This window comes from Aeromonas enteropelogenes, assembly GCF_020097295.1.
Taxonomy (GTDB): domain Bacteria; phylum Pseudomonadota; class Gammaproteobacteria; order Enterobacterales; family Aeromonadaceae; genus Aeromonas; species Aeromonas enteropelogenes.
The window spans coordinates 1,750,355-1,776,581 of sequence record NZ_CP083625.1 but is presented as its reverse complement, the minus strand read 5'-3'; the positions used below and the strand labels follow the sequence as shown (position 1 = coordinate 1,776,581).

Below are 26,227 nucleotides of genomic sequence, written 5' to 3'. Positions count from 1 at the left end.
CTCTTCAGACAAAAAAAGACCCGCACGAAAGCGGGTCACATCAGACTATCAGGCATCCGGCTGGCCGAGCATGGCTCTGAGCTGCTCTTCCAGACTGGGTTCGGGCGCCTTGAGGGTGTCCAGAAACAACCACTCTATCCCCGCCTTGTCCTGGCTCTTCACGATGAACACCAGCCGCGACTGGGCCTTGCCCTCCGGCCAGTCCCCCAGTGCCTGCAGCGGATAGAGCTGACCGTGCACGCCGTGGATCACCACCGGCTGGCTCTCCCCTTCCAGCTGCAAGATGCCCTTGAGCCGCAACAGCGCATCGCCGTACTGCGCCTGCACCGCATCGATGGCCGCCAGCAGGCGGGAGGGCTTGAGCGGCTCGCCGATACGCAGGGAAAAACTCTCTATGTTGCCATGCTCGAAATGGGTCGGCGCAGCCGTCCCCACCTTGGCGGCGAATGGCTTCATCTTGGGTTGCATCGGCGAGGCCAGCCCCTGTTTGGGGGACTCGGTGCGCAGCCAGGCCAGCAGCTGACGCACGTCGCGCCCGGCCGCCTCGTTGTAGGCGCCCAGCTTCTCCAGCACGGCGGGCGACAGCTCGCCGTTGATCACCCGCTCGATGGGCGCCGCCGGATTGAGGGCCGCCAGTTGGGCTTCGACCCGTGCCAGAGTCCCTTCATCCACAAGGTCGCCCTTGCTCACCACCAGCAGATCCGCCAGCGCCACCTGCTTCACCGCTTCATACTGTTGGATAAGCTGCTGCTCGATATGACCCGCATCGACGACTGTGACTGTGCCGTCGAAACGATAGCGCTGGGCGATAAAGCCCTCCTCCCTCAACGTGAACAGCACGGGGGCCGGATCGGCGAGGCCTGTGGTCTCGATAATGAGCCGCTTGAAGGGTCTAATCTTGCGCTGGATGGCCTTCATAAAGAGCCCCTGCAGCGCTTCTACCAGGGAGCCCTGCACCGAGCAGCAGATACAGCCGGAATCGAGCAGCACCACCTGTTCGTCCACCTGCTGTACCAGATGATGATCCAGCCCCACCGAGCCGAATTCGTTGATCAGCACGGCACACTCGCCGAGCTCGGGCTGCTTCACCCAGTGGTTGAGCAGCGTGGTCTTGCCGCTGCCGAGAAAGCCGGTCAGCAGGGTCACAGGGATGCGAGTATCTTGCATATCGGTCATGTCAAATCCTTAAAACCTGGCGTGATGAGAGGGCCAGCCACCCTCACTTGTTAGCAAACAGAGCCGCGAGCCAGCGGTTTTCGAAGCGGCCATGGGGGTCAAGCTCGCCCTTGAGGGCAAGGAAGTCGTGCCAGCGCGGTAGCAAGGCCGGGAAGTCGTAGAGATCCATCGCCAGGTGCTTGCCAAAATGCGGGATGCCGCCGAGGGGCACCAGCAGTTGCTGCAACTCGCGCATCTGCTCCATGGAGCCGTTGACGAAGGTGCCGTCCGCCGCCAGATAGACCAGGAAACCAATCCAGCACACCGACTGGCCATAGGCAGCGCTGAGCCAGGCCTCGGAGGGGCCGGTGCAGCGCAGGATAAAGGGATAGTGCAGCACGCCGGGATTGGCCTCCTGCCACGCCTGCAATATCTCCAGCGCCTCCTGCATGCGATGCAGCGGCACCGCCACCTCGCAGTTGATCTGGGGGGCCGGGATCCCCTTGCAGAGGATCTGGTAGACGTTGCCCACCAGGTCCGAGGCATCCTTGAAGCGACGCACCGTCTCGAAGTGCTCCCCCGCCAGCGCCTCGTCCTTGGTGTCCTTCGCCATCTTCTGCAGGGTGGCGTCGATGGTGGCATTCATGCGGGCGTCGATGTCGCCATCCAGCAGCAGCGGCTCGCTGCCGGCGGCCCGGTAGCGGGTCACCTCCTCCTCGCTGGCGGGATCCACCAGCCAGATGTGGCTCTCGCCGGTCCAGGCGAACCACCAGCTCTTCACGAAACCGTGTTCGCGGTTCAGCCGCTCGTTGTGCTCCAGCAGGAAGGGATAGTCGGTAGTGAACTTGGTGCAGCGCATGATGCGGTTCGGCACGGTGCGCAGGGTGACGTCGAGCAGGATGCCGAGCATCCCCATCCCCATCACGAAGGCGCCGAAGCGCGGATCGGCGCGATCCACCCGGATGATGTCGCCACTGGCCAGCATCACGGTCAGCACCTCCACCGCGTCACACAGCGCGGACTGGTGCAGCCCCTGGCCATGGGTGCCGGTGCTGAGCGCACCGCCCAGGGTCTGGATGCCGATGACGCCGGGGGAGGCCGGCAGCATCCGCTCCATGGCAATCAGTTCGGCGTAGACGGTGTCGAGCGGTGTGCCCGCCTGATAGGTGACTGTGTCGGCGGTCTGTGCCAGCTGGCCGCGCAGGTGGTGCAGGTCCACCAGCAGCGCCTGATTGCCCTCGGCATAGACACTGTGGATGGGTTCGAAGGAGAGGCCGGAGCCGATGAGCCGCAGCTTGCGCTCCGGGAATTCGCGCAGCAGCGCCTGCAGCTCGTCGCGATGTTTCGGGCGCCACACCTGCTCCAGTGCCCCGAGCGGATTGGTTCTGGACCAGTTGAACAGCACCTCCCGATTGTCGATCGCCTTGATGCTGTGAAATGCCTGGAACTGAACCGTCATACCGCGCCTCATCTCTATCTGACGTCAAAATGAGCGACGATTCTACCGAAAAGTCCGCGCCAAGGCATGAAAAACAAGCCCTTGCGATCAGGAGGGGAAATGCGTCGTGGCGGCCATTCAAGCACCTTTCGTCATTCGATGAGGAGGAAGTGCGGGCACTTATTTACGCCACAACAAAATAATTGTTTGCTTTTTATTCATTTCACGGCCAGAATGCGCGCCGGCTAGTTAATCAGCCCTGTTTATGTTTACCCTGCAATGCTTCACCTCACGATGAATCCTGTCAGTACCCGCATAACCTTCTTCTGATTTACTCGCCTCGAGAACCGTCAGGCTGTCCGCCTGCGTTGCCCGGCTCTCACGGCGCAGACCCGATCTGCCCACCCATGTGAACCATGCATCCGCATATTCCTTGGCATATTCCTTGAAAGTGCAGACGCCCGTGAGACGGGCTGGGTATTCCTGCGCGCCTGTCAGCCATCCGGGCTGACCGCGCCCATTGACCTGTCATTTGCCAACACAAGGAGCAAACATTTAATTTATATAGAGAAATACTATGATGAAAGCAGTAAAAACACACAAGCCCCTGCGTCGTAGCAAACCCATCAACCTGCCCGTGCAAGAGCACGATGACGATGGGTTTCTGATCCAGTTCAGCACCCGCTTCAGCGGCGGTTTCGCCATCTCCTGTGATGGCATCGCTGGCGAGTTCTCCATCGAAGACCTCCACTGATCCTGCCTGCCACACGGCAGCGCCCGATGCAGACAGGCCGCAACTCACGGCGGCCTCTTTGCGACAGCCATCTCCCTTACAACCGAATAATCAGCCTCTCCGATCAGAGAACCGCTCTCAGATCCGGCACGGCTCTACGTCCGCCGCCTCCAGCAGCAGGCACTCGTCGGCATCTTCTGCGAGCTTCACCAGACGGCTGCGCACCAGCCCCAGCTTGGCCAGCAGGCCAATGGAACGCTCGTTGCCCGGGGTGACGATAGCGATGACCCGCTCGATCCCGAGCCGCTCACGACCATCCTGCAAGGCGGCATGTGCGGCTTCGATGGCATAGCCCTGCCCGCGATAAGCAGGCAAAAAGGCATAGCCGATATCCTCGCAGGGCAGGCTGTCGCGTCTGATAAGGCCGCACATGCCGAGCCTGGCGCCATCTTCCTGGCGTTCCACCAGATAGAGGCCGTGATCGTGACGGGCATAGCTGACTGCGGGCCCCTGCTGGATATACTCCTGCGCCTGCTCCAGGGTACGAACTCCCCGGTCGCCGATGAAGCGGTAAAAATCGGCATCGTTGAGCAGCTCGAGGATAAAGGGGGCATCGGCGAGATTCATTTCACGCAGGGTCAGACGGGGTGTGAAGATCATGACAACGGCTCTCAAAACAAGGAGATAGAGAGCAAAGAGTGCTCCCCTCATCCCGTACTGGCAAGCCCGCGTGGCTGTCGGCATGAAAAAGGGGCCGTTTTCGGCCCCCTTTGCAACCCCGTAGCGTCAGGCTGCCAGCAATCCGGCGTAGCCATTGCCCTGCTCGCGCAGTGCGGTGAATTCGGCCGCGCAGTCAGCCCAGGGCAACCCCAGCTTGTCGGCCACCTTGTCAGGCCACTCTGGGGGTGCCGCCTCCCCCACATCCGACTGGGCCGCCAGCACTATGGCCAAGTGGATAAGCCCTGCCTCGGTAGAAAACTCCTTGGCCAGCATGGGGTTGTAGTGGTACTCCACCGCGCTGCAGATGGTGTCGGGAAACTTCCACAACTTGGCCATGGCCGCTCCCACCTGGGCATAGTTGAAGCCGACCACCAGCTCCTCAGCCTTGGCCCGCCCCTTGTGCAGCTCCAGATCCTTGATGTGCAGCACGGTATTTTCCGGCAGCCCCACATGCATGATGAGCCGCCCGAGATCGTGCAGCAGGGCGCAGGTGAAGACCTCCTCTCCTTTCATTCCTTTTCGCACCGCCAAACGGCGCGCCAGTTCGGCCACGTTGAAGACGCAACCCCAGAAGTGCCTGAGGTCGAGGCCGGGCACCGCCTTGACCGACTCGGTCAGGCCGCAGGCCAGTACCATGTTGCGCACCATGGCCAACCCAAGCCGGACCGTGGCTTCGTTGACAGTGGCAACCTGGCGACTGCCGCCGAATTTTGCTGAGTTGGCCAGGCGCAGCAACTTGGCCGAAATGACCGGATCCTTGGCGATCTGCTTGCTGATCTTGCTCAGATCCGGCTCCCTCTCGTTGAAGGTCTGGATCAGTTCGCGCATCACTTCGGGGATCTGGGGCAGGTTGTGTGGCTGTGCCAGCAGGGCATCTATCGTAGGCATAGGCTTATCCATCCATCTGGTATGTGTGCAAACCTGTTTGCGGGGCAAACGCCTACTAATTATGAGTAACAAGCCAGCGCTATAACGGATTCTTTATTTGCCCATGACTCAAGGTGTTAGCAAGCATTCGGGCTATACTGGCCGCCACATTCACTGTTGCGGATATCCCATGAACGACGACTCTCAGGAATTTTTCGACGAAGCCGCCCTGCTGGAGATGGTGGACAACCAGCTCGCCGACGGCCAGCCGCCCCAGGTGAAGGCGACCCTGATGCGGCTGGTGATGACGGGCACCCCGCGAGAAGAGGCGTTGCAATACATCGCCTGCGCCCTCGGCGCCGAGCTGATGGCGATGGAAGCCGAACAGGGCCCCTTCAACCTGACCCGTTACGGCGATTTTCTCGACAGCCTGCCCGAGATGCCCTGGGCCGACTGAACCACGTCTCCGTACGGCGAACAAACAGAAGGGCGGGTGCCGATGGCCCCGCCCTTCTTTCATGAATCAGCTTTTGACCGATCAATACTGGGAGTTGATGATCACCTCTTCCCCCAACGCCCCCGCCAGCGGCAGTGGCCGGTAAGTGGAGTTGGCCGCCCGCAGCAGGCGGATACCGCGAATGCCCGCCGCCTGCGCCGCCTTGATGTCCCCGTCGGCATCGCCGTAGAAGACCTTCATCTTTTTATCCTTGAGCCACTGCACCTTGGTGTTCTGCCCAGGCTGGTCGCCGGCAAAGATCACCGGATTGAGCCGATCGGCCGGGATCCCCATGGTCTGCTGCAGGGTTTGGGTCACCGTCTCGGTGCGGGTGGCCGAGCGCCCGGTGACGAAGTAGATGCTGTCGCCTCGCTTGAGGTGCATGGCGATCAGCGCCTTGCCCACCTGTTTTGGCACGCTGAACGCATCCCAGCCATTGTTCATCTTCTCCCAGAAGGCGGGGTTCTTGAGATAACTCTCGTCTTTCGGGGAGAACTCCTGCTTGCCGCGATAGAAGCCGGGGCTCGAGAAGAGCAGGGTGTCATCGATGTCAAAGCCCACCGCCATCGGCGGCAGACCATCCAGACTGGCGGCAATCTGGGCCAGCGACACCCAGTGAACGGGCGCCTGCTCGGCCAGCGAGGCGGTGGTCACGCCGGCAGGGACCGGTTGGGGTGTGGCGGTAACGTCGGCAATGGCCGGGAGAGAAAGGGCGGCTGCCAGCAGGGAGGCGAGCAGCACGGGGCGGGAAACAGATTTCATCGCACGTCTTCTTCTTCAAACAATAGAGGGGGCTCATGGTGCCCCCATCCCCTTGTCCAAACTGTGAGTTACCCTACAGAAGGGAGCGTTTGACGCCCAATAATCAATCGGTGACTGGCAGCAGGTCGGTGAAGATGAAACCGTCCCGCTCCACGGTTTCCCCCACCCGGATTGCCAGCGGACGCCGGAACATGGGCCCGTCGTAGGCCAGGGTGTGAAACTCGCCGTTTTCGCCGCACGGATCCACTCCCTCGGGCAAGGCGGCGAGCAGGGCCGGATCGAAATCATGGCCACCCAGACCGGCATCCAGCTTCTTCGGATCCAGCGTGCTGATCCTCGCCTTCATGCCCGCCGCCATCATCTCCCGCGCCAGCTCGGGCGTCTTGCTCCCCCACAGCGGAAATAGCGGCTCTATACCGGTTCCCGCCAGCTGCCGCTCGCGATAGGCCCGCACATCCTCAAGGAAGAGATCACCAAACGCCATGTGACGGATCCCCTGCGCCAGCACATCGGCGATGAAGCCTTCCATGATGCGGGCATAATCCTCGTTGCTGCAGGGCCAGGGCAGATCGATGCAGATGATGGGCAGCCCCACGCACTTGGCCTGCTGCAACAGCAGTTGCTTGCGCACACCGTGCATCGCCACCCGCTCAAAGGCCTGATTGAGGGTGGTGAACAGCCCCACTACCTCGATGGCCGGATCCTGGCGCAGGCGATGCAGCGCCCAGGCGCAATCCTTGCCGCTGCTCCAGGAGAGCAATACCCGTTTCTTTTCCATGATTCTTCCCCCTGACGGGAGTCAATATGCCCCAAAAAGATGCAAGACAGTGTTGCGAATTGCGCGATTTACATACCGGGATGCAAAAGCATACCCTCGAAGAGGAGCGTGTCCCCGGCAAGGATGGGGAACAATAACTAAAAAAGCGATGGGAAACATAAGGATATGACGACAGCCACACAACACTACGATCACAGTCGCCCCCTCAACCGACAGGATTACAAGACCCTGAGCCTGGCGGCGCTGGGCGGCGCGCTGGAATTTTACGACTTCATCATCTTCGTCTTCTTCGCCGTGGTCATCGGCGAACTCTTCTTCCCGGCCGATATCCCCGAATGGTTGCGCCAGTTCCAGACCTTCGGCATCTTCGCCGCCGGCTATCTGGCCCGCCCGCTGGGGGGCATCATCATGGCCCACTTCGGCGATCTCATCGGCCGCAAGCGCATGTTCACCCTGAGCATCATCATGATGGCGCTGCCAACCCTGCTGATCGGCCTGCTGCCCACCTATGCCGCCCTCGGCATCGCCGCCCCGCTGCTGCTGCTGTTGCTGCGGATCCTGCAAGGGGCCGCTATCGGTGGTGAAGTGCCAGGGGCCTGGGTATTCGTGGCTGAACACGTGCCCGCCCGCCGGATTGGCCTCGCCTGCGGCACCCTGACCGCCGGACTGACGGCCGGCATCCTGCTCGGCTCCCTGGTGGCCACCGCCATCAACCGCAGCATGAGCCCGAGCGATGTGAGCGAGTGGGGCTGGCGTCTGGCCTTTGTGCTCGGCGGGGTATTCGGCATCGTCGCCATGTACCTGCGCCGCTGGCTGCACGAGACCCCGGTCTTTGCAGAGATGCAGGCCAACAAGTCCCTGGCCGAGGAGCTGCCGCTCAAGACGGTGCTGCGCGAGCACAAGGGCAGCGTCGTCGTCTCCATGCTGCTGACCTGGCTGCTCTCCGCCGGGATCGTGGTGGTGATCCTGATGACCCCCACCTACCTGCAGAAGGTGTATGGCATCACCCCCGCCGAGGCGCTGACCGCCAACTCCCTGGCCATAGTCGCGCTCACCCTGGGTTGCATCGCCTATGGTCGCCTCATCGACAGCCTAGGCAGCGGTCTGACCTTCATGCTGGGCTCCCTGCTGCTGGCGGGTTCCACTTATGCCTTCTACCACGGTCTGGTGGCGGGCACGGCCCAGCTGGTGCCCCTCTACATGCTGGCGGGATTTGCGGTCGGCATCGTCGGCGCCGTCCCCTATGTGATGGTCAACGCCTTCCCGGCAGTGGTCCGCTTCTCCGGCCTCTCCTTCTCCTACAACGTGGCCTACGCCATCTTCGGCGGCCTGACCCCCATGCTGGTCACCCTGTGGATGAAGAACGACGTGCTGGCCCCCTCCCACTATGTGATGAGCCTGTCGGCCCTTGGCTTTGTCATCGGCCTCTGGCTCTGGGTCCAGCAGCGCAGCCAGCGCCAGACGCTGCCCCAGGCGGCCTGATACCCACTCTCAGTTCAGCCCCGACCCAGGTCGGGGCTTTTTGTACGGCCTGGGTTCAGTTTGCAGGGCATAATATAACCACCCTTTCGAAATCGGCCTGGTGCCGGCTTCATCCATCTACCCCTGTTCATCCGAGGCAATACATGTACTTTCAGGTCGTTCTGCTCGCCTTGCTGGCGTTGCTGCCCATGGTCAATCCGCCCACCACGGCCACCCTGTTGCTGGGGCTGAGCAAGGGAATGTCGCGGGAACATGTCCGCCGCCAGATCAATCTGGCCGCCATCTACCTGTTCTGCACCCTCTGCATCACCTTCTTCATCGGCTCTTCCATCCTGGATCTGTTCGGGATCTCCATCCCGGGTCTGCGGCTGGCTGGCGGTCTCATCATCGGCTTCATCGGTTTTCGCATGCTGTTCCCGGCACCGAGCCAGGCCGACGGGGTGGATATCAACCAGAGCATCGCCTTCGTGCCGCTCACCATGCCCAGCATGTGCGGGCCGGGAACCATGGCGCTGGTTATCAGCGGCGCCGCCCAGATCGCGGAACTGCCCGATGACTACAACCGCATGACCATCTATGCCGCCATGGTCACCGCCTTCGCCCTGATGAGCCTGCTCAGCTGGGGCGTGCTGAAGCTGGCGGACCCTGTCTGCAAGATCCTGGGCGCCACCGGCATCGACGCCATGACCCGGATCATGGGTTTTCTGCTGGTGTGCATGGGTATGCAATTTTGTATCAATGGAATCAAGGAGGTAGCTCAGGACCCGGTATTCCATGAAGCGCCGGCCACCCAGGCGATCTCGGCTCCCGCGCCTGCTCCCGTCAATCTCGAGCAACTGCCGGGTGCCCGCCAGCACTGAGTGAAAACGCTGTCAAAACAGGCTGACGATCTGCATTGATCTTGTCCCTGATCATGTTATTGACACATAAATGAGTTAGTCTGTTTTTCATACAGACTCTATTCAGAAGGACGCTGGTAGGTTTGTTGGTGAATACCCATTCAATTTCAGGAGAGTATGCTGATGGACAAGATGCTGACCGAAATAGGGAGCCATAGCCTGTTTCACGAGTACCTGAATGTGGTTGGGATCACTAGCCCTTCCCTTGCCAAGATCGAGCAGCGCTGGGAGTACAAGGATCAGGAGCACCTGGTCGCCAAGATCCAGATCGACAAGCAGGGCAATGCCCGCTACTTCATCGACGCCCGCGCCATCTCGGTCAATTGATGCCAATGATTGGATCCGCCCCGGCCAGCTGACCGGGGCTTTTTGTTGCCCGCCGCCAACCCGCCAGCAAAAACCCCGGCACAAGGCCGGGGTTTGAGTTTGCGCTCACCGCATCGATTGACGCTGTGAGCTGGCCAAGCCGAGTTACGACGTACCGCCCACGGTGAGCTGATCCAGCTTGAGGGTGGGCTGACCCACTCCGACCGGCACGCTCTGCCCCTCCTTGCCGCAGACACCCACCCCGCGATCGATCGCCAGATCGCAACCTACCATGGAGACCTGGCTCATGGCCTCGGGGCCGTTGCCGATCAGGGTCGCCCCCTTGATGGGCGCAGTGATCTTGCCATCCTCGATGAGGTAGGCCTCGGAGGCGGAGAAGACGAACTTGCCGGAAGTGATGTCCACCTGACCGCCGCCGAAGTTGGGGGCATAAATCCCCTTCTTCACCGAGGCGATGATCTCCGCCGGATCGTACTGACCCGCCAGCATGTAGGTGTTGGTCATGCGCGGCATCGGCAGGGCTGCGTAGGATTCGCGGCGGCCGTTGCCGGTGAGCGGAACACCCATCAGGCGGGCATTCTGCTTGTCCTGCAGATAGCCCTTGAGAATGCCGTTTTCAATCAGCACGTTGTAACCGCCCGGCGTCCCCTCGTCGTCGATGGAGACGGAGCCGCGCCGACCCGGCAGGGTGCCATCATCGACTATGGTGCAGTGTTTGGAGGCCACCTGCTCGCCGATGCGCCCGGCGAAGGCGGACGAGCCCTTGCGGTTGAAGTCCCCCTCCAGGCCATGGCCCACCGCTTCGTGCAGCAGCACACCCGGCCAGCCGGCACCCAGCACCACCGGCATGGTACCGGCCGGCGCATCGATGGCCTCCAGATTCACCAGCGCTTGGCGCACGGCTTCCCGCACATAACCGAAGGCGCGGCTCTCCAGCCCGTCCAGTTCGAGGAAATAGTCGTAACCGAAGCGGCCACCGCCGCCGGCGCTGCCACGCTCGCGGCGATCTCCCTTCTCGGCGATGACGGTCACCGAGAGGCGCACCAGTGGGCGCACGTCGGCGGCCAGGGTGCCGTCGGTGGCGGCCACCAGCACCTCTTCATAGACCCCGCTGATGGAGGCCATCACCTGATTGATGGCGGGATCCAGGCTGCGGGCAAACTTGTCCATCTGCTCCAGCAGGGCGATCTTCTGCTGCTTGTCGAGGGTCTGCAGGGGATCCAGCGCCGGATAGAGCAGGTTGGTCTCGGTTCTGGCCCACGCCTTCACCTTGCCCTGGGCGCCGGCGGCGGCGATGCCGCGGGCGGCGGTCACCGACTGCTGCAGCGCCAGCAGGCTCAGCTCGTCCGAGTAGGCGAAACCGGTCTTCTCGCCGCAGACGGCGCGCACCCCGACCCCCTGATCGATGTTGTAGCTGCCATCTTTCACGATGCCATCTTCCAGCATCCAGGACTCATGCCAGCTACGCTGGAAATAGAGGTCGCCGAACTCCACCTGATGGCTCATCAGGCTGCCGAGCAGCTGTTGCAGGCGTCCTTCGTCGAGATCGTTCGGGGCCAACAGGGAGGCACTAACCTGGCTCAATAGACTCAAATCTTTCTCTCCAATCTCAATGCGAGATGTCGTAACAGTTAATTCGTGCGAATCGACCAGAGAGTCGATTGGCGAAGCGTAATCGGACGTCAAAGACACCATGGGGTTTGCGAGCGTCCGATGACGCCGGCCACAGGGCGAATCGAACCTGCGCATGTTCACAGCAACCCGGCGTGTTGCAGCACCGGCAAACGGCTGCGTTTCAATTCTTCACCACACCATCAGAGCAAACGGGCGTGTTACAGCACTGGCAAACGGCTGCGTTTCAGTTCTTCACCACACCATCAGAGCAAACGGGTGTGTTGCAGCACCGGCAAACCGCTGCGTTTCAGTTCTTTACCACAGCATCAGAGCAAACGGGCGCGTTACAGCACTGGCAAACGGCTGCGTTTCAGTTCTTTACCACAGCATCAGAGCAAACGGGCGTGCTCCATTACGGGCATGGTGCGTTTCAATTCATCGACAAGCCCGTCATCCACCTTCGCCAGCACGGTGGCGCGCCCCGCGCTCTGGCAGGCCAACACCCGACCCCAGGGGTCGATCACCATGCTGTGGCCCCAGGTCTGGCGCCCCGTCTCATGGGTGCCCCCCTGGTTGGCGGCCACCACATAGCACTGGTTTTCGATGGCACGGGCCCGCAGCAGCGGCTCCCAGTGCGCCTCGCCGGTCACCGCAGTGAAAGCGGCAGGTACCAGCAGCACCCGGGCACCGGCACGGGCCAGCTGGCGATAGAGCTCGGGAAAGCGCAAATCATAACAGATGGAGAGGCCGAGGGGACCAAAGGGGGAGTCCACCGTAACGGGCGCATCCCCCGGGCTGAAGGTCTCCGACTCCCGATAACGCCCCTGATTGTCGGCCACATCCACATCGAACAGGTGGATCTTGTGGTAATGCCCCTTGAGCACGCCAGCCGGATCAAACACCAGCGAGCTGGTGTGGATGTGATCCGATCCCGGGATCCTGGTCGGCATGGCCCCGGCTACCAGCCAGATGCCGTGTTCGCGAGCCCACGCGGCAAGCTGTTGCTGGATCGGCGCTGCTCCGCTCAGATCGGGGCCGATCGTCTCGGCCCCGTCCAGATAGCCCTGGCGCTCGCCAAACAGGGCAAAATTCTCCGGCAACAGCACCAGCAGCGGCCGTTCGGCCGGCAATGCCGCCAGCTCGGCGGCAATCTGCGCCCGGTTATCCTGCCAGTGACGGCCAGACACCAGCTGTATTGCGGCTAACCACATGACTCACTCCTTGAGATTGGGGGCACCATCAACGCTGATCCGGCCCGCTGTGTTTAGGGGTCAGCAGGAAGGGGCTGACCTCGTTGGCAGGCAGGGTGGGCACGACCTCTTCCACCGCCTCTTTCTGCTGCTGGTTGAGTTTGATCCTGGCCCTGTCGCGCCCCGCTTCAACCAGTTTGGGAGCATCGAGGGGGCCCGAGATCCAGAAATCGATGCGGGTCACCACATCCACCACGGGCTCCAGCAATTTGGAGAGAGCCAGCACATAGAGGCCAGTCACCGGGGTGAGGGAGAAAGCCGCCACCACCGGCAGGGTTCCTCCCAGATTGGGGGAGAAGCTCAGCTCGTAGTCGAGCCGCCAGCGCACCAGATCGGCCACCCCTTCCCCGCGCAGGTTGCCTGCGGCGCCCTTCATGTAGAAATCGTCGTTGCTCACCTGCCCCTGCTTGATGTTGACCGAGGCAGACATGGATTCGAAGTAGAAGCCCTTGTCGAACACATCGCGAAAATCGAGGCGCAGCTTGCGGATCAGGGAGTCCAGGCTCAGCAATGAGAGCAGCCGTGCTCCCTTGTCGCTGACCTCCCGCAGTGTGCCCCCCTCCAGCTGGTAGTTGGCGCTGCCCGCCAGGGTGGGCAGGCTCAGACGATAGGGAGCATCCTGCCAGTTCACATCGAACGATAGTGAGCCCGGCGCGTCGCTGATGGGGGAGGTATAGCCAAGGCGCTTGACCAGCAGCTCGCTGTTGTTGCTGGTCAGCTTGCCATGGGCCCGGGTCTGCATCCGCCCGCCATCGCTGCGCCAGTCGACGCTGCCGGTCAGCTGGCTGCCCGCCAGTCGCATCTCCAGTCCCTTGAGGCTCAACTTGTTGGCCCCCGGGATCAGCTCCCCCTTGACCTCGCCCAGCGGCAACTCGCCGAAACGGCAATCCACGCAGCTGAAGGTGAGCCAGGGGATGGAGTCCATGATGGCCTTGTCCTGCTTCGCATCGGGCTCGGGGCGCAGATCCGAACTCTTGCCTGACCAATAGATGCGGGCAAACTTGGCATCGACCGGCTGATTGGGGACAACCGGCAGGCGGATCACCCCCATCACGTCGGGGCTGTCGATCATCACCTCGGTGGCCTGCTTGACCGGCCCCACAGTGAAACGAGTCGCCTTGAGAGTGGCGCTGCCGATATTGGCGCGGGCCAGCTGGCCATCCACCCACCAATCCTGCGGCAAGAAGGAGGGACCGACCACGGCGTTACCGCCCTTGCCCTGGGCCGGCAGCCACTGCTTGAGGCGGGCCAGCCAGCCTCCCACATCGGCCTCCTGCTGGTTGATGGCCAGCAACATGGGCACATCCCGCAATATCCTGGCACCGGGCTGCCCCACATCGACCCGCACCCGGCTGAGATGAGGTTCCCCCTCGCCGTACACCAGCCGGGTCTGCATATCCACATCGGCTCCCAGCACGGCGCGAATGTCGGCACTGCCGTCGCGGCCCCGCGCGGTCACCTTGAGCGGCAACCGGTCCGGCGCCGCCTTGGTCAGCGGTTTGGGCAGCTCCAGCCCCATCCCCTGCAGGTTGGAGTCGAGCGCCAGATGGAAGCTGAATGGCTTGTCATCGGGCAGGGCCAGATCGAGCTTGCCGCTCCAGTTGCTGCGGCCGGCGAGGATGCCGTACGAGGCGATGGCCGTGGGTTGGCGACGGCTGTCCCACTCCCCCTTGAAGCCGAGGTCGACCTGATAGCGATCCGGGTGCTGACGGCCCTGATAGTTGAGGGTCAGCGGCTGGTTCCACAGGGTCGCCTTGAGATTGCTGAAACGGGTCTGTTCGTTGTCATACTCAAGCTTGCCCTGCACCTGCTCCAGCGGCAGATCCAGGCTGGCAACCCGTACCTTGTTGTTGTTGAAGGTGGCATCGCCGCTCGCCTTCACCTCGCTCTCGCCATCGAGGGGGATATCCAGCTTGACTGTCCCCTTCAAGGGGCCGCGCACCTCGACCTCCCGCAGCGCCTGCCCCACGGTCCCCCCCAGCGGGGAGTCCTGCAGGTAGTCGCTGATGGCCTTGCCCTCGCCCGCCACCCTGGCATCCACATAGAGATGGGCCCCCGGATAGAGATCCGGGATCCAGGCATGGACCGAGTCGGAGCTGGCCTTGCCGAGGCGGGTGGAACGGCTGCGCATGTCCAGGCTGGCGTTCTGGAACAGGAGATCTATCTGCAGGTCGGTGAGCGGTTGCCAACCGGGAAAGAACTCGTAGGTGGCCTTCTCCAGCGGCACCGCCACCTGGAAGATCCCCTCGCCCTTGCTGTAGGGGAAATCCCGGAACTCGCCGTACCAGAGCAGGTCAGCCCCCTTCGCCTTGCCCCCCTTGATGGCACCGCTCAGGTAGTCCACCAGCTCCTTGTCCATCGCCTGCAGCGGGAAGTAGCGATCGGCGTTGCCCGCATTCTTGACGTCGATGCGACCGGTCAGGGCGAGGAAGGGGTGTTCGAACAGATCGAGCCGAAAACGGCTGGCGAGGCGCAGATCCGGGTTGTCCAGTGCTATGTCCTGGCCATAGAGCACCCAGCCCTGCGATTCGCGCCACCAGTCGAGGCGGGCCGAGAAGCTGTCGATGGGGATCACTTCCTTGAAGTGACGGGCCGGATCCAGCTTGTCCTTGCCCAGCGCCAGCCTGGCGCTGCCGCCGCTCGGGGTGAGCCAGAATTCGCCGTTGAGGTCCTGCACCCCGGGCACATCCTGCCAGGCATTGACCTTGATGTGCGAGAAGTTTCCGCTCAGCGACAGCCCCTGCCAGTCGGCCTTTGCCTGCAGAACGAGATCCTGGATCTTGCCGCTCGGGCTGGTGCGCTTGAGGGTCTCGGCCAGCTCGGGATAGAGGCCTGAGACCAGCTGGCTCAGGTTGGTAACCTGATCGAGATCGATCTGCGGCACATAGCCGCGGATCCGCGAACTGACCCGCTCGAGCTGCAACCGGCTGCGCAGCCAGGGCTTGTCATCGAGCTTGAAGGTCACGTTGTGGCTGGCCAGTTGCCAATCCTCGCCATCCCGGCGCAGCTGGATCTTGCCGCCGTCGAGGGCGAGGCGATGCAGTTTGCGCTTCTTGGGATCCTTCCAGATCAGGTAGTTGTTGCCAAAGGCCAGCAGGCTATCCCCCAGCTGGCCGTCGGCAAACTCGCTCCAGAGCTGGAAGTCGAGCTGGCCCGCAATCTTGGGCTCACCGGCATGGATCCGCGCCAGCAGGGGGGTGATGTCGAGCTGGCTGGCCCCCAGATAGAGCCGGCCCTTGAGGGTATCGAGCCGGGTACTCGAAGCATCCACATCCAGGATAAGATCGAGGGTGCTCTCGCCGACCCCGTTGATGAGATAGGCCTTGCCGACCCCCTGATGACGCTTGCCCCGGTTCTGCCAGCGCAGCTGGGCGATATCCAGCGCCCGCAGCTCGCCGAGAGCGGTGGTGACGTTGAGGCGGGTATTGAGCACATCGAAGGTGGAGAGCTGGGTCAGCAGGAAGCGCAACAGCGCCCGCTGCTGGGGATCGTGGCTGGATGGGGTCTTATCGGCCGGCTGGCTGAAATCGAGGGTGATCTCCCCATCTCCCAGGATCAACTCGCCGAAGACCGGCTTGAGTTCGTTGAGGGAGCGCCAGAAGTCGAGATGTGCCCAGACCTTGCCCAGTTTGACGGCAAAACGCCCCGAGTCCGGGGCGATGGAGAGTTGCTGCAGTTCGAGGGCAGGGCCAGCACGGGTCCAATCCAGCCCTACCTCTCCCACACTTACCTTCAGCTGGCTGTCGACCAGCAGGGTATCGATCAGTGCCTGACGGTGCTGATTGAGCAAAGGACCCCCAACCCGTACCAGCGTGACCACCATGGCCAGCAGTACGAACAGGATCCCCAGGGCCAGCCAGCCCCGACTCAGCCAGCGATAGACCAATTACATCATCACCACGTCAAACTGCTCCTGACCACAGAGAGGTTCGCTCACCACCCGTACCTGCTTGCCGATGAAGACTTCCAGCTCCGCCAGGCTGTGGGACTCTTCGCCGTGAAGATAGTCGGCCACCGCCGGGGCAGCATAGACAGTGAACTGATCCGCATCGTAGGCGCGGTTGACCCGGATGATCTCCCGCAGGATCTCGAAGCAGACCGACTCCACCGTTTTGACCCGGCCGCGCCCCTTGCACTCGGGACACTCGGAGCAGAGCACGTGCTCCAGGCTCTCGCGGGTGCGCTTGCGGGTCATCTCCACCAGGCCGAGCTGGGAGAAGCCGTTGACGTTGGTCTTGGCTCTGTCCTTGGCCAGCGCCTGCTCCAAGCTGTGCAGCACCCGGCGGCGGTGATCTTCCGACTGCATGTCGATGAAGTCGATGATGATGATGCCGCCGAGATTGCGCAGCCGCAGGTGACGGGCGATGGCCGCCGTCGCCTCGACGTTGGTGTTGAAGATGGTCTCTTCCAGGTTGCGATGGCCGACGAAGGCACCGGTGTTGATGTCCACCGTGGTCATCGCCTCGGTCTGGTCGATGATGAGATAGCCGCCGGATTTGAGCTCTACCTTGCGCTCCAGAGCGCGCTGGATCTCGTTCTCTACGTCGTAGAGATCGAAGATGGGAGACTCGCCGGGGTAGTATTCCAGCTTGCCGGCGAGCTCCGGCACATACTCCTCGGTGAAACGCTTGAGCTGCTCGAAGCTCTGGCGCGAATCGACCCGGATCTTGTCAAGCTCGGTGCCGACGAAGTCGCGCACCACCCGAAAGGCCAGGCTGGGATCCTCATAGAGGATCTTGCAGGGGGGATACTTCTGCTTGCGCTCGAGGATCTTGCGCCACAGGCGTTTCAGGAAGGCGGCATCCTGCTCCAGCTCCTGCTCCCCCACCCCTTCGGCGGCGGTTCGGATGATGTAGCCACCCAGCTCGTCCACATAGCCGGCCACGGTGCGCTTGAGGCGCTCCCGTTCCGCTTCGGACTCGATGCGCTGGGAAACCCCCACGTGAGCGCTGCCCGGCATGAACACCAGGTAGCGGGAAGGCAATGTGATATCGGTGGTGAGACGCGCCCCCTTGGTGCCCAGCGGGTCTTTGACCACCTGCACCATGATGTCCTGCCCCTGGCGCACCAGTTCGGCGATGTTGCCGACCTGAAACTGCTCCTTCTCCTTCACCGCCACGCACTCGGTGTGCGGGACTATGTCAGAGGCGTGCAGGAAGGCCGCCTTGTCCATGCCGATATCGACGAAGGCCGCCTGCATGCCGGGCAGCACCCGGCTGATCTTGCCTTTATAGATATTGCCGACGATGCCGCGCTTGGCCTGACGTTCGACGTGCACTTCCTGCAGTTGGCCGTTTTCGACCAGGGCGACCCGGGTTTCGGAGGGGGTAACGTTAACCAGTAGTTCTACCGACATAAGTAACCTTGCCTGTTCCAGTTTTGAATTCTATGAAGCCAATCCGGCACAACTCGCGCAAGGAAGACGCAGCAGAGCCCAGCTGACGGGAAATTATTTGAGCTGTTCCAGATGGTGTTTGATCAGCAGATCCGTCTCCAGCAGGGGCAGGCCGACCACGGCGCTGTAGCTCCCCTCCATGCGGCTGACGAACTTGCCCGCAATACCCTGAATGCCGTAAGCCCCGGCCTTGTCACAGGGCTCGCCGGTTTGCCAATAGGCCTCGATCTCGGCCTCATCCAGCTTGCGGAAGGCCACGTTGGTGGTGACCAGTCGCACGTCGCAGCGCTCCGGAGTGGCCAGCGCCACCGCCGTCATCACCTGATGCACCTTGCCGGAGAGCGCCTCCAGCATGTCTTTGGCATCCAGCAGATCGGACGGTTTCTCCAGCACCCGGTCGCCCAGCACCACTATGGTGTCGGCCCCCAGCACCGGCAACGCCGTCGGCGCACACGCCAGCCCGGCCATCGCCTTGTCACGGGCGAGGCGGCAGACGTAATCCTGCGCCTTTTCCCCCTCCTCGCGCTGTTCCGGCACGTCCAGCCTGAGCACTTCGAAGCGGTAACCCAGCTGGGTCAGCAGTTCATGACGGCGGGGCGAGCCCGAGGCGAGATAGAGTTGCGGTTCGTTGTTCTTGTTCATATTTACCTGATATTGAAGCGGCGCCGCACCTTGCGCAGCACCAGAAACACCCAGGGCCATATTAGCATCGTCGTCAACGTCGACCAAAAATAGGCGAAGTTGAGGCTGGCCCGGCTGAACAGGTGTTCTGCCCAGAATACCGTCACCTTGCCCACCAGTGACAGGCCGCCGATGATCAGCGCCTGTTGCCACAGTGAAAAGTTGCGGATCTTCTGGAACTGGAAGGCCGCCAGATAGGTGGTGATGGCCATCGCCATGGCCCGCACCCCGAGCGTGCTGCCCAGCAGCACGTCCAGCAGCAGGCCGGCCACCCAGGCGGTGCCGACGTTGGTTCGGTGCGGCAGCGCCAGCGCCCAGTAGATCAGCACCATGGCCAACCAGTCGGGGCGGAAAGGATCAAATTCGAAAGGAAGCGGCAGGATCGACAGGCTCAAGGCCAGCAGGATGGAAATCCAGATCCAGACCCTGCCGCTGGCGGGTTGTAACATCAGCGGGTGGCTCCTGCGGCGGACGCTGCCGATGCGGCCCGTTCGCCTTCCTCATCATCTCGTACGTCAGGTTTCTTGTCAGTCCACAGCAACAGCAGGTAGCGCAGGCGATCCAGCTCCACCAGCGGCTTGGCCTCGACCTGGGCGAAGGGCTTACCCTCCACATAGTCGGAGCGGGTCACTGTGGCCACCGGGTAGCCTTCCGGGAAGCGTCCGCCAAGGCCGGAGGTAACCAGCAGATCGCCGACCTGCACGTCGGTATTGCGCGGCAGGTTGCGCAGCTCCAGCTTGTCCAGCTCACCACTGCCGGAGGCGATGGCGCGCAGATCGTTGCGCAGCACCCGCACCGGAATGCCGTGGCTGGAGTCGGTGATGAGCAGCACCCGGCTGGTTGTGGAACCCACATGCAGCACCTGACCGATAACCCCCTGATCGTTGATCACCGCCTGGCCGTTGTAGACGCCATCCAGCGCTCCCTTGTTGATCAGCACCTGGTGGCTGAAGGGGTCGGAATCCACCGACAGCAGCTCGGCCACCATCTTGCGGGAATCCTTGTGCACCGGAGAACCGAGCAGCTCGCGCAGGCGCTGGTTCTCATGCTCCAGATGATCCATCTTCAGCAGGCGCGAGCGCAGGGTGAACAGCTGCTGCTCCTGCTGCTTGGTCTGCTCGATGAGATCGGCCCGGGTCTGCACCTGGGTCGACATGGTGTCGAGCAGGGTTCCGGGGGCATTGGCCATGTATTGCAACGGACTGACGAGTGAACTCAGGTAGACGCGGACATGGGTAAACACACCGAAGCGAGAGTCCGCGACGATGGCTGCAATAGAGATGATGACGGCGAGAAACAACCGTAACTGAAGCGAAGGGCCTCTACCAAAAATGGGTTTCATGGGTCGTCAAAAAAGAGCCGGCACGCTGGCCGGCTTTGGGTCTTATTCGTAGTGGAACAGATCGCCACCGTGCATATCGATCAGCTCCAGCGCCTTGCCGCCACCACGGGCCACACAGGTGAGGGGATCTTCGGCGACGACCACTGGGATGCCGGTCTCTTCCATCAGCAGACGGTCGATGTCTTTCAGCAGGGCACCACCACCGGTCAGCACCATGCCGCGCTCGGAGATGTCGGACGCCAGCTCGGGCGGAGACTGCTCCAGCGCTACCATGACGGCCGCGACGATGCCGGAGAGCGGCTCTTGCAGCGCTTCCAGGATTTCGTTGGAGTTCAGGGTGAAGCTGCGCGGTACCCCTTCGGCCAGGTTGCGGCCACGGACTTCGATCTCGCGCACCTCTTCACCCGGATAGGCGGAGCCGATCTCGTGCTTGATACGCTCGGCGGTGGCTTCACCGATCAGGCTGCCGTAGTTGCGACGGACATAGCTGATGATGGCTTCGTCGAACTTGTCGCCACCGATGCGCACGGACTGGGAGTAGACCACACCGTTCAGGGAGATGATGGCCACTTCGGTGGTACCACCACCGATATCCACCACCATGGAACCGGTCGCTTCGGAGACCGGCAGGCCGGCACCGATGGCGGCAGCCATGGGTTCGTCGATCAGGTAAACCTCACGGGCGCCGGCGCCCAGTGCGGATTCCTTGATGGCGCGACGTTCCACCTGGGTGGAGCCGCACGGTACACACACCAGCACGCGCGGGCTGGGGCGGAAATAGTTGTTGTCGTGAACCTGCTTGATGAAGTGTTGCAACATCTTCTCGGTCACGTAGAAATCGGCGATCACACCGTCTTTCATCGGGCGAATCGCGGAAATATTGCCCGGGGTACGGCCCAGCATCTGCTTGGCGGCATGGCCAACGGCAGCGACCGATTTGGCGTTCCCGCGCTCTTGGCGAATGGCGACAACTGAGGGTTCGTTAAGGACGATCCCTTGATCTTTTACATAGATCAGGGTGTTGGCAGTTCCCAGGTCGATCGACAGATCGTTGGAAAAAACGCCTCTGAGCTTTTTGAACATGGCTACGGGAAATCCTAAGAATTGGGAGGTGCAGAAAATCGGCTAACTTTACCAATGCCCACCCCAATGGGCAAGCGCTCAAACTGTCGCCAATCAATCACGCACGACAAAAATGCGAGTCGTCACTCACTGTCCCGGGCTTATAAACGCTCATAAACCGAAAATCAGGGGAAAGGTACTCACCTGTTCCCCTGTCGGATTCTGTCAGTTCAAAACTTCGCGTCGATAAATAATCCGGTCATTGCCCCGCGCCGAACCAAAGATGGCCTCACCCTGCAGGGAAGCGGGATCGCTCAGCCAGAGAGGAGCAGAAGGCTGACCAACCTGTTTCGATAGATCGATCCTGAAGGGGATGCGTACCGCGGCATTCGGAGCAGAAAAGTGAAGTACTATTTTTCCTTTTTCTGCCTTGGCGACATTATCTGGCCCAGCTTGCCCACTCAAAGTCAAAACACTGCGGTATGACCGGGTCATCTCGGGGGGCAACTTGCCCTGCACCTCATAAGAGGAAGTGGCTCCGTTGAACACAATGTTGCGGTCGGGGTCAACTGGCGCCACGGTCGGGATCGGGTCAAAACCCCGGTTATCCAGCGACAACTGCATACACATATCCTCCTCGTTGAGCCGCCACTCCCCTTGCTCGAAACGCTCCATCTCTAGCATCACTGGCAAACTGGCACTCGCCACACCATTATTTTTACCCGCCAGAATACGTCCAAAATAGGCTTTCATCGGCTCGGTATCGATCAGCCTGGCATTGCACTGGCCGCCGCTGCACACCCCCTGCAACGCCTCGTTGAAATCCGGATCGGCAATCAGAGTATGGTCACCATCGTGATCGTGCATATAGAGGCCGAATAACAAGGAGCGGTAGGGCCCATCCGGCTGGGTATCGGAGAGGCGTAAAAACGCGCTCACTTCATCCAGCTTGGCCAACCCGTTTTCCCAGGGAAGGGCCGACAAACTCTGTAGTCGGGTTGAAAGGGAGTGACCATCCCTGTCATTGGCCGTGGTCAGATAAGCGCTGCCCTTGGCAAAGGCGTCCTTGTAGTTTTGGGTCAGATCCCCGGCTTTATTGCGCGCCATGATCTCCAGCTGGACACCAAAAGGCTGACCCATATAGCTGAACTGGCCACAGGCCGGGATGATATCCCCGCGAACCAGATTAAAATCCCAGGGCACAAAGCGCCCAATGGGACTGCTCCAGCGCAGAGGCACCTCCAGTTGTGGTGACTCGGTCTGATAACCGGGATAGGGGATAAAATTGCTGACTCCCGCCTGCAATACTCCCACCTCACTCCAACTGGCAGGCGTTCGCCCCTGGCCTGCCGAAAGCGTGATCGAGGCGGGCGTTAGCACGCCACGCTGACCCGCTTGCGGCGCAACGACGCCCCATTCCAACGTCAGATTGCTGGCCGCAAACCCGGGAGTAAGCTCTCCCTGCCTGTTCACCGCTCGGCTTAGCAAGTCATATTCTTCCCCTGCCTTCTTGTAAACAGAACACTCGGCAAACTTGGCATCATCGCTGCCATCGCACGCACTCTGCCCCTCCCCCTGCAGCACGATAGCGCTGGGGATCACCGCCACCGTATCGCTGCCGGTCAGGGTCAGGGAACCGGTGGTATCGCTCTTCTGGAAAGTAGCATCCAGCCGCAACACGCCGGCATCCGGATACTTCAGTGCCAGCTGGCCCACCCCGTTGCCATCGAACAGCACGCTTACGCTGCCAGTTGGCGTCAACGCACTGTCATTGATCGACGGGACTGAACTGCTGGTCGGCTCGGACTCCAGCTTGGCGTGGCCAAACTGAAGGGTCTGGTTACCCGTCAGCAGGGGGACGCAGACCCGGGTTGCTCCGGCATCGTTGGAACGGATAGCCCGGATCGTCGTGCTGGCCGTGTCACCGGCATAAAAGGTAGAGAAATCAAAACGCAGGGCCGCATCGGTAAAACTCATGGAACAACTGTTATCAAGCACTCCGTCCCGGTAGCAACGCAATGGTGCACTCGGGGCGCTGCTCGTCAGTCCCAGGGTGACATTCCCGCTGGTCAGGCGGGAGAGGGCCAGCGCAGCCTGGCCAGACGAGTCAACAGTCACAGGATTGCTACTCCAGCCACTGGCAGGTGCAAGTGTCACCTCGGCGCCATCCACGTAACGCTGGCTGCAATTATTATCCTGGCAAGCCAACAGCTGGATCGATGCCCCTTCGCAGGTCAATGACTGCGAAGGGTAGTAAAGCTCGTAGTGATCCGGCCCCTGCTGGATGGATTCACACTCATAACCGCTGCTGTCTATGACGGAGTGGTAACCCATAACGACGCTGGCTGAGCTGACTCGCCCATGCCAATAGGAGTTGGATCCCATATACAGGGAGCTCCCCTCTATCTGATAAAGCAGACCGCTGATGGTATCCAGGTTATCCATCACCACCTGGCCATAACTGACCAGCAATAGCTGGTTGATATCTCCGCGCCGGTTTACCCCGGGACTGTTGATCAGGTTTGCCGAATCCATGACCAGAGATTTGACAAACAATCTGACCGGCCCATCCAGCACGATGGAAGTGTCGGAATCCATCCACAGCTCTTCAATCCAGTAATCCCCGGCCGCCAGACGAACCGTGTAGGGCTTGCCTCCTCGCCCCCCATCCAGCCGCAAGTTTTTGATGTAAAGACCGGCCTGCCGGATATCCAGCGATGCCATATAGGACGTTTCAATAAGGCCGAAACGGTTGCCATTGGCCGCTGTCAGTTGGTAATGAGTGTCATAGGGAATACGCAGATTAGACCCGCCAGGAAGCGGAAAACGGGATGCTGGCAACGAGAGCGATGAAGTGTTTCCTGCTGGCAAACACTGGTCACGATCACAGGCTTGCAGATAGGAACCTTTTATCATGCCGCTGTTGTAATACCCCAAAGAGCCGTTTTTTGTTCCCCAAATAAATCCATTGGGAGGTCCATTATGAGAGCCCCCCAGATCAAGATAGTGATTAACGTTTCGCCCCTGCACCGGATAGGGAAATGCCTGCTGGCACAATGCAGCAAAATCAGTCACGGCAGGAATGGGGGTATAGCGCAGGACAATATCGTCCCATGAGATATCATCACGATCCGCTCTGCTCAACGTCTCAATCCAGAGTTCATAGTTACCGGCAGACAGTTCGTAATTGATATCCCAATTCACATCACCATTGCCGCTGAAATAAAACACCAGCGGGGTGTCCACAGAACCCTGAGTGCGGATAAACATGCGGCTGCCATTGGCTATAGACCAATCACGCAAGTTATAAAGCGTCAGGTTATCGAGGCGGGATTTCTCTGGCAGGGTAAACCCTAATTTTACATAAGTACCTGATGGGGCTGGCGGATACCAACGATTGGCATCCACGTTGTCACCAATATGGGTGCGTTCGATGAAATGCACCGCATTGCTGCTGCCACTGGAGACCAGACGAATACCGCTAAAACGAAAATCATCCCAATCCTGGCAATTGTTCCAAAATCGCCCCAAGTAATATCCATTGGAATAACAGCCACCCCACACAGCCATCCGGTATTCACCAGCAGGCAGATTGATCAGCCCGGTGACCCGGTCCGGAGTCATCAGGGAAGCTTGTGCATCAACCACCACGGAACCGTATGCATTCCAGATAACAATATTGACGCCACCGTGCAGTCCAGACTGCCCCTCCACCCGGATCGCCGAAATCGCCTGTGACTCGGAGAGAGAGAAGTGGATGGGGGCAACGGGGAAAAACCCGCCACCGTAATTGCCAACCATCGTCGTAGGGCGCAGCGCATCGTTGCGGTTGTCGCCGACATAGAATGAGCCCGGCAACCATACATCTGCCCACAACACCTGAGAACACAACAGACAAACCAGCAGGCAAAGGTAGCGAACAAGGGACATCATGGTGTGGCTCCGCCATAGGCTTCAATGGTGACCGTCCGACTGACGGCAAAATCCGGGTTGGCACTGGCCAGATCATCCTGGCCGCAGGTCCCCGTGCTGAGCAGACGGTAGCCGTTTACTGTCTCTCCCTGATAGGTGATGGGTCGTTGCACACACTCGACCCGCACCTGACAGCTGGCCAGGCCCTGATCGGTGCCAAAGGTAGGGGGCACATTGACCAGATCGCAGAGGTTGGCCGGGGCTGGTGCGGCTGGGAGCTTGGGGAATAATTGAGACAAGGCCATCTCCAGCCCGCTCTGGGCCGCCAGCAAGGCACGCACGCTGCGCACCTCCACGGTATTTTTCTCGCTGCTGTCCGTCAGCATGCGACCGAGCGCCGCTGCCAGCAGGGCCATCACCACGATGACAAACAGGGCGATCATCAGGGCGCTGCCTCTTGCGCGGGTCGGCCTTCTCACATCAGGGCACATTGCTCACCCCTATCTTGTGGTTGAAGGTAACCGACTCCCCCTTGCGCTCGAACACGAACCTGACCCCAAACTCCCCCGAGGCATTGAAGGCGGCAGGCTCCCGATAGAAGCTGCCGACACGGATCCACTCCGCCATCAGACTCGGTGAAGAGAGCTCCTCGCCAATCGGCCCGCTGCTGCGAAACAACCGGCTTCCCTCCACGCAATAACGCACCTGCTGGCGCGCGAAGTAGACCCGGTTGGCGGGGGAGAGGCCATCCAGCTGCTCGGAAGCGGCATAATAGACCGCCTGTACGCCGGTCACCGGTGCCTGTACTGCGTTCACCCTGGCCACGCAGTTGCCATAGACGCATCCCTGTGCGAGGGAATCGACATCGCCGCGAGGGATGGGAAACACGACCAGCAGATCACGGTTTGCCGCCACGGCACCGCCATCATCCTGCAACGGATTGGCCGCCGAAGCCGGGGTCTGCATCAAGAGTTCCAGGGTGCCGGCACTGCCGGAGACGGCACGGTTCAGGGTGAGATAACGACTGGTGGCACTGATGGGCCAAAAACGCAGGCAGGAGCCGCTATCCACCCAGTCGCCTGTCGCCGTTTCAATGCGCAGCGAACCGGGCACGGCATCGCGCACCTCGCGATTGAGTCGCTCCATGGCAAAGCGGGCATCGCTCATCAGCTGCTCACGACTGCTGGCATCGCCGTAGATCTGGCTGCCGATACCGATAAACTGGCTGCTGAAGGTCGCCATGATGCCAAGCAGCAGGATCACCATCACCAGCTCGACCAGGGTAAACCCGCTCACGGACTGCCGGGGGGCGCC

General features: G+C 61.2%; 22 protein-coding genes. 5 read left to right on the top strand and 17 right to left on the bottom strand.

From position 1 onward, the window contains the following. Nucleotides 1–48: 48 nt before the first annotated feature. Together LA321_RS08360 and LA321_RS08355 are read right to left on the bottom strand one after the other, a co-directional pair. On the bottom strand, nt 49–1,176 hold the full coding sequence (locus LA321_RS08360) for a CobW family GTP-binding protein (RefSeq protein ID WP_042070314.1): 1,128 nt from the start codon (nt 1,174–1,176) through the stop codon (nt 49–51). Between the two features lie 43 nt (nt 1,177–1,219). Continuing rightward, nucleotides 1,220–2,614 (bottom strand): D-arabinono-1,4-lactone oxidase, encoded by a 1,395-nt coding sequence (locus LA321_RS08355; RefSeq protein ID WP_042070313.1) that lies wholly within the window; start codon nt 2,612–2,614, stop codon nt 1,220–1,222. A gap of 556 nt (nt 2,615–3,170) precedes the next feature. Here LA321_RS08355 and LA321_RS08350 point away from each other — a divergent pair. After that, complete coding sequence (locus LA321_RS08350) at nt 3,171–3,347, top strand: hypothetical protein (RefSeq protein ID WP_124239471.1); 177 nt, start codon at nt 3,171–3,173, stop codon at nt 3,345–3,347. A gap of 117 nt (nt 3,348–3,464) precedes the next feature. Here the strand turns inward: LA321_RS08350 and LA321_RS08345 are convergent, their stop codons facing one another. Continuing rightward, nucleotides 3,465–3,986 (bottom strand): GNAT family N-acetyltransferase, encoded by a 522-nt coding sequence (locus LA321_RS08345; RefSeq protein WP_042070311.1) that lies wholly within the window; start codon nt 3,984–3,986, stop codon nt 3,465–3,467. A 126-nt stretch (nt 3,987–4,112) separates the two neighbouring features. Further along, nucleotides 4,113–4,934, bottom strand: coding sequence for an HDOD domain-containing protein (locus LA321_RS08340; protein WP_042070309.1), 822 nt, complete (start codon nt 4,932–4,934; stop codon nt 4,113–4,115). A gap of 169 nt (nt 4,935–5,103) precedes the next feature. Between LA321_RS08340 and LA321_RS08335 the strand changes: the two genes are divergently transcribed. Continuing rightward, nucleotides 5,104–5,370, top strand: a complete 267-nt coding sequence (locus LA321_RS08335; protein WP_042070307.1) for a hypothetical protein — start codon at nt 5,104–5,106, stop codon at nt 5,368–5,370. Between the two features lie 81 nt (nt 5,371–5,451). Here the strand turns inward: LA321_RS08335 and aphA are convergent, their stop codons facing one another. Together aphA and LA321_RS08325 are read right to left on the bottom strand one after the other, a co-directional pair. Next, entirely contained in the window at nt 5,452–6,171 is a 720-nt protein-coding gene (gene aphA / locus LA321_RS08330) for an acid phosphatase AphA (protein WP_042070305.1), read from the bottom strand. A gap of 103 nt (nt 6,172–6,274) precedes the next feature. Beyond that, on the bottom strand, nt 6,275–6,949 hold the full coding sequence (locus LA321_RS08325; protein WP_042070304.1) for a Dph6-related ATP pyrophosphatase: 675 nt from the start codon (nt 6,947–6,949) through the stop codon (nt 6,275–6,277). A gap of 165 nt (nt 6,950–7,114) precedes the next feature. Between LA321_RS08325 and LA321_RS08320 the strand changes: the two genes are divergently transcribed. From LA321_RS08320 to LA321_RS08310, 3 genes are all read left to right on the top strand, one after another. Then, the gene (locus LA321_RS08320; protein WP_042070303.1) at nt 7,115–8,431 is read left to right on the top strand and encodes an MFS transporter; all 1,317 of its coding nucleotides are present in this window, start codon (nt 7,115–7,117) and stop codon (nt 8,429–8,431) included. Nucleotides 8,432–8,574: 143 nt separating this feature from the next. Next, on the top strand, nt 8,575–9,291 hold the full coding sequence (locus LA321_RS08315) for a MarC family NAAT transporter (protein WP_042070301.1): 717 nt from the start codon (nt 8,575–8,577) through the stop codon (nt 9,289–9,291). Between the two features lie 162 nt (nt 9,292–9,453). Further along, entirely contained in the window at nt 9,454–9,657 is a 204-nt protein-coding gene (locus tag LA321_RS08310) for a hypothetical protein (RefSeq protein WP_026457710.1), read from the top strand. Between the two features lie 144 nt (nt 9,658–9,801). Here LA321_RS08310 and tldD read toward each other — a convergent pair whose 3' ends face one another. The 11 genes from tldD to LA321_RS08255 all read right to left on the bottom strand — a co-directional run bounded on the left by tldD (nt 9,802) and on the right by LA321_RS08255 (nt 26,179). Continuing rightward, entirely contained in the window at nt 9,802–11,250 is a 1,449-nt protein-coding gene (tldD, locus tag LA321_RS08305; RefSeq protein WP_042070300.1) for a metalloprotease TldD, read from the bottom strand. A gap of 410 nt (nt 11,251–11,660) precedes the next feature. Continuing rightward, nucleotides 11,661–12,482: a carbon-nitrogen hydrolase family protein gene (locus tag LA321_RS08300; protein ID WP_042070298.1), complete on the bottom strand. Its 822-nt coding sequence runs from the start codon at nt 12,480–12,482 to the stop codon at nt 11,661–11,663. Between the two features lie 28 nt (nt 12,483–12,510). Then, complete coding sequence (locus tag LA321_RS08295) at nt 12,511–16,407, bottom strand: YhdP family protein (RefSeq protein ID WP_042070297.1); 3,897 nt, start codon at nt 16,405–16,407, stop codon at nt 12,511–12,513. Next, entirely contained in the window at nt 16,408–17,877 is a 1,470-nt protein-coding gene (rng, locus tag LA321_RS08290; RefSeq protein ID WP_042029033.1) for a ribonuclease G, read from the bottom strand. Between the two features lie 93 nt (nt 17,878–17,970). After that, nucleotides 17,971–18,558, bottom strand: coding sequence for a Maf family protein (locus tag LA321_RS08285; RefSeq protein WP_042070296.1), 588 nt, complete (start codon nt 18,556–18,558; stop codon nt 17,971–17,973). A gap of 2 nt (nt 18,559–18,560) precedes the next feature. After that, complete coding sequence (mreD, locus tag LA321_RS08280) at nt 18,561–19,046, bottom strand: rod shape-determining protein MreD (protein WP_026458460.1); 486 nt, start codon at nt 19,044–19,046, stop codon at nt 18,561–18,563. Continuing rightward, nucleotides 19,046–19,939, bottom strand: a complete 894-nt coding sequence (gene mreC / locus LA321_RS08275) for a rod shape-determining protein MreC (protein WP_042029031.1) — start codon at nt 19,937–19,939, stop codon at nt 19,046–19,048. Before mreC ends, mreD begins: the two co-directional genes overlap by 1 nt. A 42-nt stretch (nt 19,940–19,981) precedes the next feature. Beyond that, on the bottom strand, nt 19,982–21,022 hold the full coding sequence (locus LA321_RS08270; protein WP_005340051.1) for a rod shape-determining protein: 1,041 nt from the start codon (nt 21,020–21,022) through the stop codon (nt 19,982–19,984). Nucleotides 21,023–21,226: 204 nt separating this feature from the next. Further along, complete coding sequence (locus LA321_RS08265; RefSeq protein WP_052445718.1) at nt 21,227–24,934, bottom strand: DUF6701 domain-containing protein; 3,708 nt, start codon at nt 24,932–24,934, stop codon at nt 21,227–21,229. Then, the gene (locus LA321_RS08260) at nt 24,931–25,404 is read right to left on the bottom strand and encodes an MSHA biogenesis protein MshP (protein WP_042070295.1); all 474 of its coding nucleotides are present in this window, start codon (nt 25,402–25,404) and stop codon (nt 24,931–24,933) included. The genes LA321_RS08265 and LA321_RS08260 overlap by 4 nt, the downstream gene beginning before the upstream one ends. Beyond that, complete coding sequence (locus tag LA321_RS08255) at nt 25,394–26,179, bottom strand: hypothetical protein (protein ID WP_042070359.1); 786 nt, start codon at nt 26,177–26,179, stop codon at nt 25,394–25,396. The genes LA321_RS08260 and LA321_RS08255 overlap by 11 nt, the downstream gene beginning before the upstream one ends. Between the last annotated feature and the right edge of the window lie 48 nt (nt 26,180–26,227).